At 49.0% G+C, this 15,092-nt stretch carries 13 protein-coding genes and 2 tRNA genes; 13 read left to right on the top strand and 2 right to left on the bottom strand.

Features of this window, described 5'->3' with window-relative positions; all coding sequences use genetic code 11:
- The first annotated feature begins 28 nt into the window (after nt 1-28).
- From L0156_15675 to L0156_15630, 10 genes are all read left to right on the top strand, one after another.
- A complete protein-coding gene (locus L0156_15675; protein ID MCI0604433.1) occupies nt 29-451 on the top strand; it encodes an NUDIX hydrolase in 423 nt (140 codons plus the stop codon).
- Nucleotides 452-531: 80 nt separating this feature from the next.
- The gene (locus L0156_15670) at nt 532-798 is read left to right on the top strand and encodes a hypothetical protein (GenBank protein ID MCI0604432.1); all 267 of its coding nucleotides are present in this window, start codon (nt 532-534) and stop codon (nt 796-798) included.
- Nucleotides 795-1,238, top strand: coding sequence for a dUTP diphosphatase (dut, locus tag L0156_15665; GenBank protein MCI0604431.1), 444 nt, complete (start codon nt 795-797; stop codon nt 1,236-1,238). Before L0156_15670 ends, dut begins: the two co-directional genes overlap by 4 nt.
- 44 nt (nt 1,239-1,282) lie before the next feature.
- Nucleotides 1,283-2,212 carry a DMT family transporter gene (locus L0156_15660; GenBank protein MCI0604430.1) on the top strand — a complete coding sequence of 310 codons (930 nt, stop codon included), beginning with the start codon at nt 1,283-1,285 and terminating at the stop codon, nt 2,210-2,212.
- 21 nt (nt 2,213-2,233) lie between these two features.
- Nucleotides 2,234-3,736 carry a 4-alpha-glucanotransferase gene (malQ, locus tag L0156_15655; protein ID MCI0604429.1) on the top strand — a complete coding sequence of 501 codons (1,503 nt, stop codon included), beginning with the start codon at nt 2,234-2,236 and terminating at the stop codon, nt 3,734-3,736.
- On the top strand, nt 3,723-5,198 hold the full coding sequence (locus L0156_15650; protein ID MCI0604428.1) for a lipase maturation factor family protein: 1,476 nt from the start codon (nt 3,723-3,725) through the stop codon (nt 5,196-5,198). Before malQ ends, L0156_15650 begins: the two co-directional genes overlap by 14 nt.
- 323 nt (nt 5,199-5,521) lie before the next feature.
- Nucleotides 5,522-6,946: a hypothetical protein gene (locus L0156_15645; protein MCI0604427.1), complete on the top strand. Its 1,425-nt coding sequence runs from the start codon at nt 5,522-5,524 to the stop codon at nt 6,944-6,946.
- Between the two features lie 107 nt (nt 6,947-7,053).
- A tRNA-Val gene (locus tag L0156_15640) sits at nt 7,054-7,125 on the top strand.
- An 87-nt stretch (nt 7,126-7,212) separates the two neighbouring features.
- Nucleotides 7,213-7,287: transfer RNA gene (locus L0156_15635), tRNA-Asp, on the top strand.
- Between the two features lie 417 nt (nt 7,288-7,704).
- On the top strand, nt 7,705-7,905 hold the full coding sequence (locus L0156_15630; GenBank protein ID MCI0604426.1) for a hypothetical protein: 201 nt from the start codon (nt 7,705-7,707) through the stop codon (nt 7,903-7,905).
- 190 nt (nt 7,906-8,095) lie between these two features.
- On the opposite strand, the gene L0156_15625 is transcribed toward L0156_15630, so the two are convergent.
- Entirely contained in the window at nt 8,096-12,724 is a 4,629-nt protein-coding gene (locus L0156_15625; protein MCI0604425.1) for a protein kinase, read from the bottom strand.
- Nucleotides 12,721-13,287: a sigma-70 family RNA polymerase sigma factor gene (locus L0156_15620; protein MCI0604424.1), complete on the bottom strand. Its 567-nt coding sequence runs from the start codon at nt 13,285-13,287 to the stop codon at nt 12,721-12,723. The genes L0156_15625 and L0156_15620 overlap by 4 nt, the downstream gene beginning before the upstream one ends.
- A gap of 202 nt (nt 13,288-13,489) precedes the next feature.
- Between L0156_15620 and L0156_15615 the strand changes: the two genes are divergently transcribed.
- The 3 genes from L0156_15615 to L0156_15605 all read left to right on the top strand — a co-directional run bounded on the left by L0156_15615 (nt 13,490) and on the right by L0156_15605 (nt 14,889).
- On the top strand, nt 13,490-13,858 hold the full coding sequence (locus tag L0156_15615) for a cupredoxin domain-containing protein (protein ID MCI0604423.1): 369 nt from the start codon (nt 13,490-13,492) through the stop codon (nt 13,856-13,858).
- 152 nt (nt 13,859-14,010) lie between these two features.
- Nucleotides 14,011-14,595: a hypothetical protein gene (locus tag L0156_15610; protein ID MCI0604422.1), complete on the top strand. Its 585-nt coding sequence runs from the start codon at nt 14,011-14,013 to the stop codon at nt 14,593-14,595.
- 30 nt (nt 14,596-14,625) lie between these two features.
- On the top strand, nt 14,626-14,889 hold the full coding sequence (locus L0156_15605) for a hypothetical protein (protein ID MCI0604421.1): 264 nt from the start codon (nt 14,626-14,628) through the stop codon (nt 14,887-14,889).
- Nucleotides 14,890-15,092 lie beyond the last annotated feature (203 nt).

Raw genomic sequence — 15,092 nt, 5'->3', positions numbered from 1 at the left:
AGCGAATTCATTCGCTATAATTTTGGGAATGAACCATCCACCTTGCTATTTAACCGCCGACTCAATCTTAATCGTGGGGAATGAAGTTTTGCTGGTCCAGCGTAAACACGATCCATTTCAGGGAAAGTGGGGATTGCCGGGAGGATTTGTAGAGGAAGGGGAGAAAGTATTGGATGGCGCGAAAAGGGAATTACAAGAAGAAACCGGAGTAGAGAACATCTCGTTAACACAGTTTGCCGCTTATGGAGACCCTGGCCCGGATCCTCGCGGTCGTATCGTTTCCATCGTCCACTGGTCTTTGCTGCAACAGAAACCGGATGCAACTGCTGCCGATGATGCCGCTGACTGGAAATGGTTTGATTTGAATCAACTTCCCGAATTGGCTTTTGATCATGCGCAAATTATTGCTGACGTCCGAAACCGCTTAATGAAGTGCCAAAGTGATGAGTAATGAGACATGCAACAAGACTCGGCAATCATTGCTCAAAACTGTGGCACTTATCAAGTTGATGCGAGGTTGAGACAAATCAAGTGAAAATACTGTACATCCTGGCTGTGCTGATGCTGATCGGGATCGTTCTCATTTTTCTCTGCTCTATGAAAGTGTTGAATGATCTTAGCGCTGTCTCAAATCCCAGAAGATCGCCTCGCGTACCACGATTCAGACAACAGCAGGAACCCGCGGTAAAACCGAAGACTCAGATTTATGTGATCGGAACCTACCTCGGCCTTACCTTTTTTATAGTAGGTGGGGCTGGTTCCATTCTTGTGTTGTTTCAGGCAATGCGGCGCGGTTGATGGAAATCAAAATCAAACGTCTTCATCCGTACGCGCGTTTGCCGGAATACAAGTCCAAAGAAGCCGCCGGAGCAGATCTATATGCATGTCTATCTGAAGAAATCACCATACCGCCATTCGGGATCGGTCTGATTCCAACAGGTTTTGCGCTGGAGATTCCGGGAGGCTATCAAGGCGAAGTTCGTGCCCGAAGCGGACTGACTTTAAAAGAAGGATTATTCGTTCTCAATGGTCCGGGCACGATTGATGCGGACTATCGCGGCGAAGTGAAGGTCATCCTTGCTAATTTCACAGCCGAACCCAAAACGATCCACCATCATGACCGGATTGCCCAACTGGTGATCATGCCGGTTACTCAGGTAGCGTTCCGTGAGGAAACGGAACTCTCTGATACATCACGCCAGCAAGGTGGTTTTGGCTCCACCGGCCGGAAGAATTAACGCAAAGACGCAAAGACGCAAAGACGCAAAGAAAAAAATATTAAATGAAAATTCGTATTAGCAAAGTCGATGTCATTCTCTTTTGTATGGTGCTTTTCTGGGGGGCCAACATCAGTGTCATCAAAGTTGCTTTGAGAAGTTTTCATCCTGTTGTGTTCAACTGTTTGCGATTCAGCATTGCCACGCTCACGATGTTATTCCTGTACCGGGACGTTCTGAGAAATCCTCCTGGGCGAAAGGCAATCTGGAGATTGATGATACTGGGGATTCTGGGCAATACCTGTTACCAGTTCCTTTTCATCTATGGAGTAAAGTTGAGTTACGTCTCGAACGTATCCATCATGCTTGGCACTACGCCGATCTTTACTGCGGCTTTAAGCAAATGGCTGAAAATAGAACAAGTGAAAGGGCGCCTGTGGCTGGGAATCTTTCTTTCCTTTAGCGGGATTGTTTTTATTGTTGTCGGATCTCGCGATTTTCGCGCCGGCAATTTCTCCGCGAATCTTGGTGATCTTTTCGTCGTCCTGGCGTCTTTAAGCTGGTCTCTTTACACTGCTTTTTCCAAAAAGCTGGTGAGCGCGTATTCATCCCGTCATTATGTGCTATACACAGTTTTGTTTGGCACTCTTTTGATCGTTCCATTGTCCCTTCCTTATTTCGAACATCAAGATTGGGGTCAAATTGGACTTTATGGCTGGGTGGCCGTCTTTTATTCCGCTTTTCTAGCTCTTGTTTTCGGTTATTCCGCCTGGTATTACGGTGTGCAGAAAATCGGCAGTACCCGCACATCTGTGTTTTCCAATCTAACTCCTGTTGCGGGATTGATGATCGCTATGATTTTCCTGGGCGAACGCTTGACTTTGCTTCAATGGGCCGGCGCGCTCATCATATTCACCGGATTGATGTTGAACCGCTTTGCAAAAGGCAGCGTTCTGGAACCGGAACTGAATCCGGGAATCGTTTCAACGAAGTAATCGTAGAGTAAAATAGAGGCCATGTTGCAAGATCGTGGTAACGGGGTACTACTGCATCTTTCCTCACTTCCTTCCGCTCATGGTATAGGGGATTTAGGTTCACAGGCTTACAGATTTGTTGATTTTCTCGCCCAATCCGGTCAACAGTACTGGCAAATCTTGCCTTTGAATCCGACAGGAACTTATTTGGGGAATTCCCCATACACAAGCTATTCCGTTTTTGCCGGTAATGCGCTCTTTATCAGTGTCGAATCGCTTTACCAGTTGGATTTGCTTTCTAAAACGGATTTAGAAAGTGCTCCCACTTTTCCGCAGGAGCGAGTGAATTACGCAGCGGTTGTGGATTGGAAAGGGAAGATCTTGCGTCGCGCCTTCCATCATGCAGAAGAACGATTGAGAAAGGATCGCGATTTTTCAGATTTCTGCCGCAAGAATGCGGACTGGTTGGAGGATTTTAGTCTGTTTGCTGCATTAAAGGATCACTACAAAGAGATTGCCTGGTACGAATGGCCGGAGCCAGTTCGTGATCGGGAATCGGCTGAGCTGAGCGTTCTGCGGAACAAGCTGGAGAAGCGAACCTTGCGCTCGAAATTCATTCAGTATGTTTTCTTCAAGCAATGGCAATCTTTACGTGAGTACGCGAACAAAAAGAAAATCAAAATCATTGGTGATATTCCGATCTATCCAAGTTTGGATTCTGCGGACGCATGGTCTCATCCGGAGCTCTTCAAACTGGATGAAAACAAAAAACCTTTATACGTTGCTGGCGCGCCTCCGGATTATTTCAGCGAAACCGGACAAAGATGGGGAAATCCAGTTTATCGTTGGGACGAGCTTCAACGAACAGGCTATGCATGGTGGATCCGGAGACTTCGGCAGAATTTGCAATTCTGTGATCTGCTTCGTCTGGATCATTTTCGGGGACTGGTTGCGTACTGGGAAATACCTGCTGAAGAGGAAACAGCGGTAAAGGGAAAATGGGTGCAGGTGCCCGTGAAGGATTTTTTCGAAACGGTAAAGAAAGAGATTCCTTCATTGCCATTGATTCTGGAGGATTTGGGATTGATAACTCCGGATGTCAAAGAGGTGATGCAGGAGCTTGGCTATCCTGGCATGAAAGTCCTGCTTTTTGCGTTTGGTCCTGACCTGCCAACCAACCCCTATGCTCCTCACAACTACATCAGAAATTGCGTCGTGTACACCGGCACTCATGACAACAACACCATTCGCGGCTGGTTCGAAAATGAAGCTGGCGCTGAAGAGCGTGAGCGTTTGCAGCAATATCTCGGCCACTCAGTGAATGCGCAGACAGTTTCTGATTCATTGAACCGGCTTGCGATGTCTTCTGTGGCTCGTATCTGCATATTGCCTTTTCAAGATATTCTTGGTTTGGGCGAAGAAGCAAGGATGAATCTTCCGTCTCAATCCTCAGGCAACTGGGAATGGCGTGTTCAAACACACCAGCTAACGGAAGATGTCGTCAGGCAATTGCTGGACAAAACGCGACTCTATGGAAGGTACTGATGAGTTTGTAAAGACCTCATCGTACAACTTTGCGCGCTGGTTATTTATTCGACTTCTGGCGGTCATCTACTTTATCGCCTTTGTCTCTTTGTGGACTCAAATCACCGGTCTGATCGGAGATCAGGGCATTCTGCCGGTGCAGGATTTCTTGCGATTGGTACGCCAGAACTTCGACGTAGAAAGATACCGGTTACTCCCTTCGGTCTTCTGGCTGAACGCGACCAATACATCTCTTCATCTGGTTTGTGGTGCGGGTGCGCTCTTTTCTTGTTGTTTGTTTTTCGGATGGATGTCGACACCTGCGCTCTTTCTATTGTGGCTCTTGTATCTTTCGTTAACTGCCGTATGTCGCGAGTTCTTATCGTTTCAGTGGGATGTTTTGTTGATCGAAACCGGTTTCCTTGCCATATTTCTTAACCCTCCGCAGTTTCGCTTTCGCGATCCTAAGAATTCACCGTATAGAAAAGAGATTTTATGGCTGTTTTGGTGGCTCCTATTCCGGTTACTGTTTTCCTCCGGTGTCGTTAAGCTCACCAGTGGCGACCCTGCATGGAAGGATCTGACTGCAATGCAATACCATTATGAAACTCAACCGCTTCCTACATGGATCGGTTGGTATGTACATCAACTTCCCCGGTGGTTTGATGTGATAACTACCGCCCTGATGTTCGTGATCGAATTAGGGTTTTGCTTTCTTCTGTTTCTGCCGCGAAAGTGGCGTCTGATCGGAAGCTGCGGAATTGCGATGCTTCAACTCGTGATCCTGCTGACCGGCAACTATTGTTTTTTCAATCTGCTGACGATTGCGTTGTGCTTGCTTGCTGTTGACGACCGCTTTTGGCCGGCGCGATGGTTGAAAACGGCTCCATCCGAAAATACAAAACAACGATCCTGGCCCCGCTGGTTTGTTGTCCCGCTGAGCATTTTTCTAGCCCTGCTCTCTTTCATTCCACTGATTGGTTCGTTTCGTATGGGAATCAACTGGCCGGAACCACTCCTTAAAACTTACGGATTCACGCAATCCTTCTTCCTTGTGAACCGCTATGGCCTGTTTGCTGTGATGACAAAAACACGGTTCGAAATCATTCTGGAAGGAAGCAATGACCGGTCCGACTGGAAGGCTTATGAATTCAAATACAAGCCTGGGGATCCTGAAAGGCGTCCGGCATTTGTGGAGCCGCATCAGCCCAGGCTCGATTGGCAAATGTGGTTTGCCGCTCTGGAAACATATCAAAGCAACCGATGGTTTATTTCGTTTTGTTACAGATTGCTGGAAGGATCGCAACCGGTATTATCTCTGCTTGCAAAAAATCCATTTCCCGAAAACCCGCCGCTGTATTTGCGCGCGAGTTTGTATGAGTATCGCTTCGCAGATTTTGCAATGAAAGAGAGACATCAAACATGGTGGAGACGCGAATTCAAGGGAGAATATTGCCCGGTGCTCTCCTTAGAACGCGAATAACAACTACAAATCCGCCAAAATAGAAAACGCGGGTCTCTAGTTCTGCTGCTGACATAAGTTATGTGTCAAGCCATGCAGACTAGCGACCCGCGCTTGCTTGGAAAATCAAGGCAAACGCAGTGAGATGATAGCGTATCAATCTCACTGCGTCGCTGTTTTCACCACCAACTTAGATTATTACAAATTGAAAAGTGCAAATTGCATGAAATACTTTGCATATGCAACTTTCAACAATCTAAGAATAAAAATTGAGAGGGACGAATGGTGTAAAACCCTGGCTATTTTGTTGTGGTTTGAGATGTTACCATTAGGTTGGCTTCCGGATGGATCGTCCAAAGGTCATTGGCCTGTTCTGTTTGTTCCTTTTGATATTCATTGTGTTCGCAGTCAATCTCACGACAGCCGTAAACGATCCTTTCTTCGACGGCGATGCGGGGTACCGATTGCATTCAGCCCGCATGCCGATTGTTCGGCTGGAAAACCGTATCTGGCTGCCTATGCTCCAATTACACATATGGCTCTTCTATTTGCTTCACCTGCCTTACTACACGTTTAAAATCATCCCCTGTTTTTATTTTTTCGTCGCCTTACTTTTTCTCTGTCTCCTTGCTTACCGGCTTAATCGCGGATGCAATGCGGGCCTTTTATTTACTTTGCTGATCGTTTTCTCATTCTCCTTCCAGTCATATCTAAAGAACTTGAGTATCCTGCTGTGTCAGGAATCGATCGATCTGGCGCTCTTCTATCTGTTACTTTGGGGCGGTGCGCTCGAACTCAAAAAGAACAAATGGCTGCTTCCGATCGGCGCTGCTGCGCTGTTAACGCGCGAGAGCTTTTGGATCTACCTGCTTGTCATCACAGTATTGAATTGGAAAAGAATTATTTCCAGCAACGGATATCGAATTTCATTTATGTTTCTTTGGGGAATCCCGTTGCTCTGGCTCAGCTCGATTCCAGTTGGATACTGGTATTTCGAAGGCCGATTTCCAGCTTTTCCAGTTGAGTGGCCGCTTGGAATCAACAAAGAAGGCGGACGGGCTATCTCGCATGTGGTTGAAAGTTCCAGGAGTTTAGCCGTGTCGATAGTCTCCAGTAAAGCACTCATACTGGTCGCCGGCGCAATCATTGTATGGGCAATTGGAGCCGTTTATCGCAGGATGAGAGGGCAGGACGTCATACCAATCAATCCTTTCCGCTCTCAGTTCGCCATTTTCAGCCTGCTTTCGATTGGCATCGTTTACAGTCTTGTCATCCTGTTCAATCCCTGGGAAGCGACTTTCGCGAATCAGCGAGTCACGGTACCGCTATTGGCCCATGCATTTGTCTGGTCGTCAATACTGTTTGCGGAAACGCGCTTTTTGACCGGGCTGGCGAAGGTCTCCGCCAGGAGCATCCTGGTCGCCACACTTATTTTGACTATGAATCTAAATGTCAGCACCTGGATTCCTCCGGATAATTCTCAGCCGGAAAATGCGATCGCAGAAATCGAACAATTCGTCCGAGCCGCGGGTCACAAAAAGCAAGCGAATGTCTGTTTCTTCGGAGTAGATTACTGGCAAGCGCTCGAGATATTTGTCGGGGCGACGCTTTACGCCAGACGCTACCTCCACAAACGCGCTCAAGATTCCGGAAATTGTGATCTGATCATTGGACCGCCGGGTGTCGTTTCTGCATTAGGGGAGGACTTCATCAAGCGCGGGGATTACAACCTTCGCGGCCGCTCTTACCGGGTATTGGTGAGGGAATAAAAAAGCACTGGGGCCTGGTTCTGGAAAAAAGCTTGCAAAAATGGTGTTTCAGGACTTATACTGATTCTCGATTTCGCGTTCGGCGATCGTCAACTTTTACCCGATCAGGGCGGTTAGCTCAGCGGGAGAGCACTGCCCTTACAAGGCAGGGGCCATAGGTTCAAATCCTATACCGCCCATTTGCGTCTGCGCGTCCCCTTGTCTGCGCGTCTTTCGTGTCAGACGCGCAGACGAATAGACGCGGAAACGCGTCGACGATCTTTTGCGGGGTCGTAGTTCAGATTGGTTAGAACGCCGGCCTGTCACGTCGGAGGTCGCGGGTTCGAGTCCCGTCGGCCCCGCCTTACTTACGGGCTGATCGGTTGCATAAACCGCTCAGCCCATTTTCATCCGTGGTTTACCGCCCTCTCGATTTTCTTGCGTGAATGGTGATCAATTCGGTTGGACTACCAACGCGTGGTTCTTCCGTCCGCTCATACGGATGCCGGTGGATGAGAAAGGCATTGGGGTTCCGTTTAGGCATTTCTCCCGCTCATCGAGCGGATCGGCCCAAAGATTTCGGCAAGGCTGGAACGCCCGGGTTTTTATCCCGCAGGAGGAGGCAAGTGGAGCGTCACCATTGATCCTTCTACCGCGCTAACCGGTTTTGAGCTTCGTGAGCGCGGAAAGATTTTAAGACAAAGCGCAAAAGTCTTAATTTCGAATTTGCCGCGCCACATTGCGGAGCGTGAGCTTAGCGTAATTGAAAAGAAGTTTTCATGGGGAAACACAATCTGCATTTGGAAGAGATTCGTGAAGGCCGTGGACCAGGCAACGTAGTGATGATCCTGATTGAGAGCGAGAACGTTACGGAGCTGTTTTCAGCCTTTGGCGAAAGAGGCGTGAGAGCGGAAACTGTTTCACAAAAAGTAGTGGATGAGGCGCAGCGTTATCTGCAAACAGGTGTCCCTGTTGGGTAGGCATCTTGCCGATCAATTGCTCCTCCCACTTGCAATGGCCGCCGGGGTTAGTAAAAATGTAGAAACTGCAGGGCGGGTAGTGCGCCCTGATGAAAAGGAGACTGAAAGAATCTCGGAGTCTCCTTTGTAGCGATGCAGTTACAACAGGGCGAGACTCTGCGGAATTGTCTGGAATGTTCCTTGGCCGGTTCTACCAAATTGGTATGTTTTGCCATCCAGGAAAGGGCGTGTATATGACACGATAACCGGTTGCGGAATTCTTGTCCGGAATCGCGCGCACATTGATGAAAGCGCGCAAGCTGCTCAGGAATTTTGCGTAGGGAAGTGAAACAAACGGTTTGCCTTTCGGCATCGGCCAGAGGCGGACGTCTGCGGTCGATAGCTCTGTTGATGCAATCCATTTTGCATCAGGGTCAACTGCAACCTTCCCTATTGGACCTTTGTGACCCATTAGCAGATGAGGTGTATCGCCGTTGATTGGCCCTACTCGCACTATGCCATCAATATCCCCTGTCACTAAGCTTGTTCCAGCCGGATCAAAAGTTATACACAAAACTTGCTTGCCGTGAGAGGAAATTGAAAACGATTTCCCTTCCTTCAAATCCTGAAGCAAAACGTGCGAAGTTGCACCATGTCCCAATTCCGAACGCTTGCCCGACCACGTGCTTGTAGCAAGGTAGCGGCCATTATTCGATATCGCGATGCCGCTCAACAGGCCTTTGCCCGTCTGCGAAGTTCTTACGGAGTTCTCTTTCAGATTCCAGTGATACAGTCTTCCCTGGGTATCCCCGGAGAAAAGACTGCCGTCGGGAGCATATTTGATGGAAGAAAATTCTACACCCTTATTCTGTTCCAGAATTCGAGTTTTGCCGGACTGCAAATCCCAGATCTCAATACCCCGTGGTCCGGCTGCTGCGAATCCTCCATCAGGTGAACAATCAATGAGTTGGTAGACTCTACCAGAAAGCATCCCTTTCAAAGATCGATCTTTTCCATCCGCAATGGATATAAGATGAATCCCATCGTACGGTGTAGCAGCGAGTGCATACCTCCCAATTGGATCTAGATCAAAGGCATAAGCGCCAAAAGAGTCCGACTCCCATAGCCTTCGCGCAGGCACTTGCACATCTCCGGGCATATTCTGTACAAGGATTCTCGTGCGATCACTAGAAAAAAGGCTCACAAGTGATTTTCCATCGTTGGTGAATTGGGCCTCCAAAGTATTTCCGCTGAATATATATGGATATTTATGAATCAAGGGATAAAAACTTATAGTTGCGCTCCAAACGACTGCCAGCCATTTGCGGTTTTTATCAAATGCTAACGAACGGACTTTAGCACCGAATTCTTCATTCCGATTACTTATAACCACAGGCTTTATGCCATCAGGCGCGCTCAAATCCCACCAGAAAATCTTGGGGCCATCCGATATGAGAAGGAAGATGCCTGACGGATCGGTCCAAAACACGTGCCAGCTTTTCTCTTCTCCAGGCTCAACGGTGGAAAAAGAACGAACCGGATTCTTTGCACCGGGTAACAGAGACCAAATCCGAATCTCACCGTTGAAATCTGCTGAAATAATTTCGTCTTTACCGAAACGAAACTGGACTTCGTTGACCGTGGCATCGTGTTTTCCGATCAACCGCTTACGACCTTGTTCCGGCCCATCCAATTCTTCGATATAGACGTCATGACCTTTTGCATAGGCCACCCAACGCAGGCTGCTATCGAAATCCCAGAAATCGGTGCCCTCTGAGTTCCAACGAGCCACAATTTCCGGCTGTTCTTGACTCGATTTCCAGGCCCGTACAAGAATCAAGCCCGGGCCTAAGCTCCTGTTCCAAAGACTGCGCGTGGTATCGGTAATCAAGACGGGGGTTCCGCCTCTAGTTTTGCAACGTGTGAATCCCTCCAGATGGAATGTTCGAACGACTTTCCTTTGCGAAAGTGACCATACGTTCATCGCAGTTCGATCGTCTCCTGGTGACCAGATAACGAATTGGCCATCGGAAGAAAACTGCGGATCTTCTGGGGTCCGAAGGGGGTGTCCTTTGTGGTCGCTCAGAATCAAGGGCGCACTGCCATCCTGCGGGAGGAGCTTTACCCCCTCCACCCCACCTGCAAGAAGCCACTTGCCATCAGGACTGAACTGAATTTCTGCGATTGGAAACGGCGCCTGCATTACGAGTGAGGGAAGCGCCGTAGAGAGTGCTTCAACTGTAAACTCGCGCGCCTGACTCGTATCCACCAATTCCAGACTGGCCAGAGCCCAAGCAAGTCTATAATTGGTGTCCGAATTGGTGTCCGACTCCACTTCTGTCCGCCCAAGCAGAAGTAGTTTGCCGGCTTCTGTCTTCCGCGCCTCTAAAATCGCACGGTCTCTAGCAACCGTTGCACGGTGCCAGTAACCAACAATCGTTAACAGGAGAAGTATTAGTACTATAAATGTAGTAGTGGCGGCTATTTTCTTTTGCCTCCGTTTCCTGTTTGCGCGTTGTTCCATTGCCTGAGCAAACGCCTCTTCGGTGCTGGTCAAGTTGCCTGGATATCGCTGGCGCCAGGCTTGGTACTCCAGGTATGCCGTACCGGTCCACACCAAGTCCTGCAACCGGTTTCGCTGATCCCATACCTGGGCCGCCTGACGAAGCTGATCGCGAAGCTGAGCGCTGTCGGCATCTTGCGTTTGCCATCGTACTAAGCGCGGCCAATGGGAGAGCAACGATTCGTGAACAATTTCTACACGCCTTACCGGCTTTTCTCCCTCCACCTGGGGCGCTTCAAAGGAAGTCAAAAGACGCGCATCAATTAGCATCCGCAATACTTCCTCGGCGACGGTTCTTTCAGCAAAAACACTCAGCAATTCTTCGGTGTCACGAGCTGCCCTTGTATTTTCTGCTGTGATCAAATTGCGGAATATTTCCCGAACGATCGGCTGTCTTTCTGCTCCAATCTGCTCCATCGTCGTCTCGGCATGTTGCCCAAACGCACCTGCGACTCCGCCGATTTTTCTGTAGGCTTCCCGTGTTAGCCGTCCGGATTGACGGTCGCGCTTCTGCCACAACCTCGCAGCGGCAAATGCCATCAAAGGCAAAGCCCCTTTCTCTTTTTCTACATCCGAGAGAATTTCATCTACCAGCGTTTCGTCTTCGTATCGATAAGAGCACTCCAGTGCAGGTTGCACCAGAGCTCTTCGCAGAGCTGCACCCGTAAGTGGACCCAGCGGAGTCAGCTCCGAAAAAATTGGAGCCAGGGCAGGATATTCGTGGCACCGAAGCAGAAAATCATCCCGCATGGAAAGAAGCACTCTGACATTCACCTCTTGAGCCGCTTGGACGATCAATTCCACAAAACGTGCTTGAACCTCCGGATCATTCAAAGTAAACAGCTCTTCGAAGCGATCGATAATCAATACGGCCTCCGCATGCTTCGTTCGCCATTGACTCAAAAGCTGAAGCGTTTGTGTTGATTCTTTGTCTACGAAGACCTGGTGAAGGAGAGCTTGCTCCAAATTCAAGTGAGGGGAATCACCTGGAACGCAGAAGATGCAACTCCATTCTGTTAGAAGAGCTGGAATGAGTCCGGCCCGTAAAAATGAAGTCTTCCCAGCGCCCGAAGGACCTACAAGAGCCATCATATATTGTTGCTTCAATTTTTTTATGACCGATTCAACTTCCAATTCGCGGCCAAAAAAATATTCCGCATCATCAGTCGTAAAAGAAGCGAGACCAGGATATGGATTTTGTTCGTCAATCGTCTCTACGCGTTGTGTTGCTTCCTCTAACGCGCGCGCCAACGCTTCGGCTGAACGAAATCGATCTTCCCGATTGGCGGCAACTGCACGGGCAATTACAGACTTCCACGGGCTATCAAATAGTTGTAACGGATTTTGATGAACTGCATTCCAAATTTGTTCGCGCGTCTTTTCACCCGTGATTCCTTCGGGATGGATCATCTCTGCAAGAACAACTCCCGCTGAAAACACATCGCTTCGAGTATCAATGCTCTCACCGGAAACCTGTTCAGGAGACATATAAGGTAGAGTTCCCGAAATTCTTGCGGCTTTCTGAGCTGCTTGTTTTGCAATTCCAAAGTCCATGACTACCACCCGGCCTGTTCGGGTGATCATGATGTTTTCAGGTTTTAAATCGCAATGCACTAAACCGGACCGGTGAATGGCTTCCATTCCAGATAAAAATTGCGCCGCAATATCACTCGCCTCCCGCAGTTTCATCGGACCTTTCTGTTTCAACATCGCAAGCAGCGTGATTCCATCAATGTATTCCATGGAGATCAGTTCCAATTTTTCTTCCACAACGAGATCAAAAATCCGGCAAACATTGGCAGAAATGACTTCCCGTGCGGTTCGGACTTCCTGCCTTAGAGCTTCGACCAGATCCGGATTTCGAATAAGATTGAGTTGTAGAGTTTTCAGCGCTACATCCACTCGCAGCTTGCGATCGTACGCATGCCACACTTCCCCCATTCCGCCTCTTCCAAGTCTCGATAAAATTTCGTACCTGCCACCAATGATCTTTCCGGATCCAAGCAGTGGCGCACGCTGAGCATTTACCATCAGAAGCGAAGCGAGATCGGAAGTGCCGATCTTGGGATTTGATGCCTGGAATGCTGGGGATTCAATAAAACTGTGCGCACGCTCATCTGCTATCAGCAGTCGATCGATCTCTTTCCGTAAGGCTTCATCTCCGGCACATGCCTGATCGAGAAATACTGAGCGTTCATCGACCGGCAGATCAAAAACAGCATCCAGCAATTCATCAAGTTGCTTCCATCGCGCTGAATTCGTATCTGGAGTATTCATTGCCGAATCGCATTGTAAAGCCAGGCTTTGGCTTTTCGCCATTCGCGCTCAATCGTGCGACTCGAAACCTGTTCTACATGCGCAATTTCTTCAAAAGTCAATCCGGCAAAAAATTTCATTTCAACGATCCGGCTTTTAAGCGAGTCGCGTTTCGCTAGCCCAGTCAGTGCCTCATCGAGAGCAATCATTTCTGCTGCTCTCGATTCAGAAAGGTATGCTGTGTCATCGAACGAAATTTTCTGGGCATGGCCACCGCGTTTGGCGCGAGTATGGGTTTTTGCGTGATCGATCAGAATCCGCCGCATCATTTGAGCGGCGATGGCAAAGAACTGGGCGCGGTTCTGCCATTGAATCCTTTTCAGATCCACCAGCTTGCAATATGCCTCATTGACCAGCGCAGTTGTCTGGAGCGTATGTCCGCGTTTTTCGCCCTTCATCTGCCGCGCTGCCAGTCGATACAGCTCATCGTAAACAAGAGGTATCAGCTTATCGAGCGCTTCCCTGTCGCCATTTCCCCAGGCAAGAAGGAGCTGTGTTACAGGCTTTGACGAAGGTGTGTCCATTTGAAGCTTCTGATGTAAAAGCAGTTGCTACACATTATATACCTGTCGGTTTTTACTGCGAAATGTCGCCTTACTAAAGTGAGACAGCTCACGGTCCGAGTAGTAACCAAATTGAAACTATTTGACTGAGTGAGCATGAGAAATAGCCATTCCAGTGAAGCATTCGCCGTGGCTGACTTTAATTTTGGAAGGAGGCAAAAAAATGAAATTCACTTACTCCAAGTTTTTTCTTGCCGCGCTGCTGTTATTCACTCTTCTTTCCTGCGGCAACAACGATAACATCACAACAACGATGACACCGGCTAACCAGGTGCTTGTCATGGATAACTTCTATAGCCCCGACAGTTTGAAGATTCCACATGGCAGTACCGTAACCTGGAGTTTCCAGGGACACAATCCTCATACGGTAACCAGCGGAACGCAGGGTGATTCTTCGGCCGGAAAGCTCTTCGACAGCGTAGAAGTTACGTCTGGAGTTTTCGAGGTGACCTTCGACGAGCCGGGTATCATTTCGTATTTCTGCCGCCTTCACGGAGAAACCGGCCAGCTCATCGTGGAAGGAGGATTTTGATGGTGAAGACTGTTGGCATCATTGGTGGTACCGGACCAGAGTCTACTATCGAATACTATCGCCTGATCATTCATATGTATCGTGAACGGAAGAAAGAATGATTAAGCTTGGCAGTCTTTAATTTTTCGGTTTGAACAAGAAAGGAGAAGCCCATGAATACTCTGATTAAATCAGCGAAGGCGTCACGCCTTGTTTTCGCGCTGGCAGCACTGATAGCTCTGTCGGCGGGGATAGCCCCCAGTCGCAACACGGCAACGGCGCAGGGAACGGGCGGCACATTCACCACGATTGATTTCCCTGGCGCGAGCGTTACCTTTGCTAGCAGGAACAACTCTAGCGGCGATATCGTGGGACGGTACATCAGTGCCGGTGTAACCCATGGTTTTCCGTTGAGCTGGGGCGAGCTTACGTCGATTGATTTTCCTGGCGCTAGCTTTACCACTGCCAACGGGATCAATCCTAGCGGCGATATCGTGGGACGGTACATCAGCGCCGGTGTCCAGCATGGTTTTCTGTTGAGCGGGGGCGAGTTTACGTCGTTTGATTTTCCTGGCGCTAGCAGCACCGAAGCGTTTGGGATCAATCCTAGCGGCGATATCGTGGGATTGTACGAAAGCGCCGGTGTGACCCATGGTTTTCTGTTGAGCTGGGGCGAGTTTACGTCGATTGATTTCCCTGGCGCTAGCTTTACCCAAGCTAGCATGATCAACCCTAGCGGCGATATCGTGGGACGGTAGGTCGTTGCCGGTGTAACCCATGGTTTTCTGTTGAGCAGGGGCGAGCTTACGTCGATTGATTTCCCTGGCGCGAGCTTTACCACTGCTAACGGGATCAACCCTAGCGGCGATATCGTGGGACGGTACATCGTTGCTGGTGTAACCCATGGTTTTCTGTTGAGCGGGGACGAGCTTACGTCGATTGATTTCCCTGGCGCGAGCAGCACCGAAGCCTTTGGGATCAATCCTAGCGGCGATATCGTGGGACGGTACATCAGTGCCGGTGTGACCCATGGTTTTCTCTTAAGCAAGTAGCAGGAAGCTGACCGGGATGATGAAAACAGGCATCTACTCACGCCGGTGTCTGTCGAAGGCGGAAAGGGCTAACTATCGAAGCGGGGAGGGCAGGACCGACATTATAAAACTTCTCTTTTCAGAATCTCAGATTTTGTTCACGTTTTTTCAGGCATAGCTAATGCCAACCTCGGTCATGAGATTTTTCAGCGTTCGATCGATCG

The organism is bacterium, from assembly GCA_022616075.1.
Taxonomy (GTDB): domain Bacteria; phylum Acidobacteriota; class HRBIN11; order JAKEFK01; family JAKEFK01; genus JAKEFK01.
The sequence above is the reverse complement of the archived record's forward strand: the minus strand, read 5'-3'. Positions and strand labels throughout refer to the sequence as shown.

Excerpts from the sequence above, each read along its gene's own strand:
- L0156_15675 (MCI0604433.1), top strand. The coding sequence starts at position 29 with ATGAACCATCCACCTTGCTATTTAACCGCCGACTCAATCTTAATCGTG.
- L0156_15660 (MCI0604430.1), top strand. The coding sequence starts at position 1,283 with ATGAAAATTCGTATTAGCAAAGTCGATGTCATTCTCTTTTGTATGGTG.
- malQ (MCI0604429.1), top strand. The coding sequence starts at position 2,234 with ATGTTGCAAGATCGTGGTAACGGGGTACTACTGCATCTTTCCTCACTT.
- L0156_15650 (MCI0604428.1), top strand. The coding sequence starts at position 3,723 with ATGGAAGGTACTGATGAGTTTGTAAAGACCTCATCGTACAACTTTGCG.
- L0156_15645 (MCI0604427.1), top strand. The coding sequence starts at position 5,522 with ATGGATCGTCCAAAGGTCATTGGCCTGTTCTGTTTGTTCCTTTTGATA.
- L0156_15630 (MCI0604426.1), top strand. The coding sequence starts at position 7,705 with ATGGGGAAACACAATCTGCATTTGGAAGAGATTCGTGAAGGCCGTGGA.
- L0156_15625 (MCI0604425.1), bottom strand. The coding sequence starts at position 12,724 with ATGAATACTCCAGATACGAATTCAGCGCGATGGAAGCAACTTGATGAA.
- L0156_15620 (MCI0604424.1), bottom strand. The coding sequence starts at position 13,287 with ATGGACACACCTTCGTCAAAGCCTGTAACACAGCTCCTTCTTGCCTGG.
- L0156_15615 (MCI0604423.1), top strand. The coding sequence starts at position 13,490 with ATGAAATTCACTTACTCCAAGTTTTTTCTTGCCGCGCTGCTGTTATTC.
- L0156_15610 (MCI0604422.1), top strand. The coding sequence starts at position 14,011 with ATGAATACTCTGATTAAATCAGCGAAGGCGTCACGCCTTGTTTTCGCG.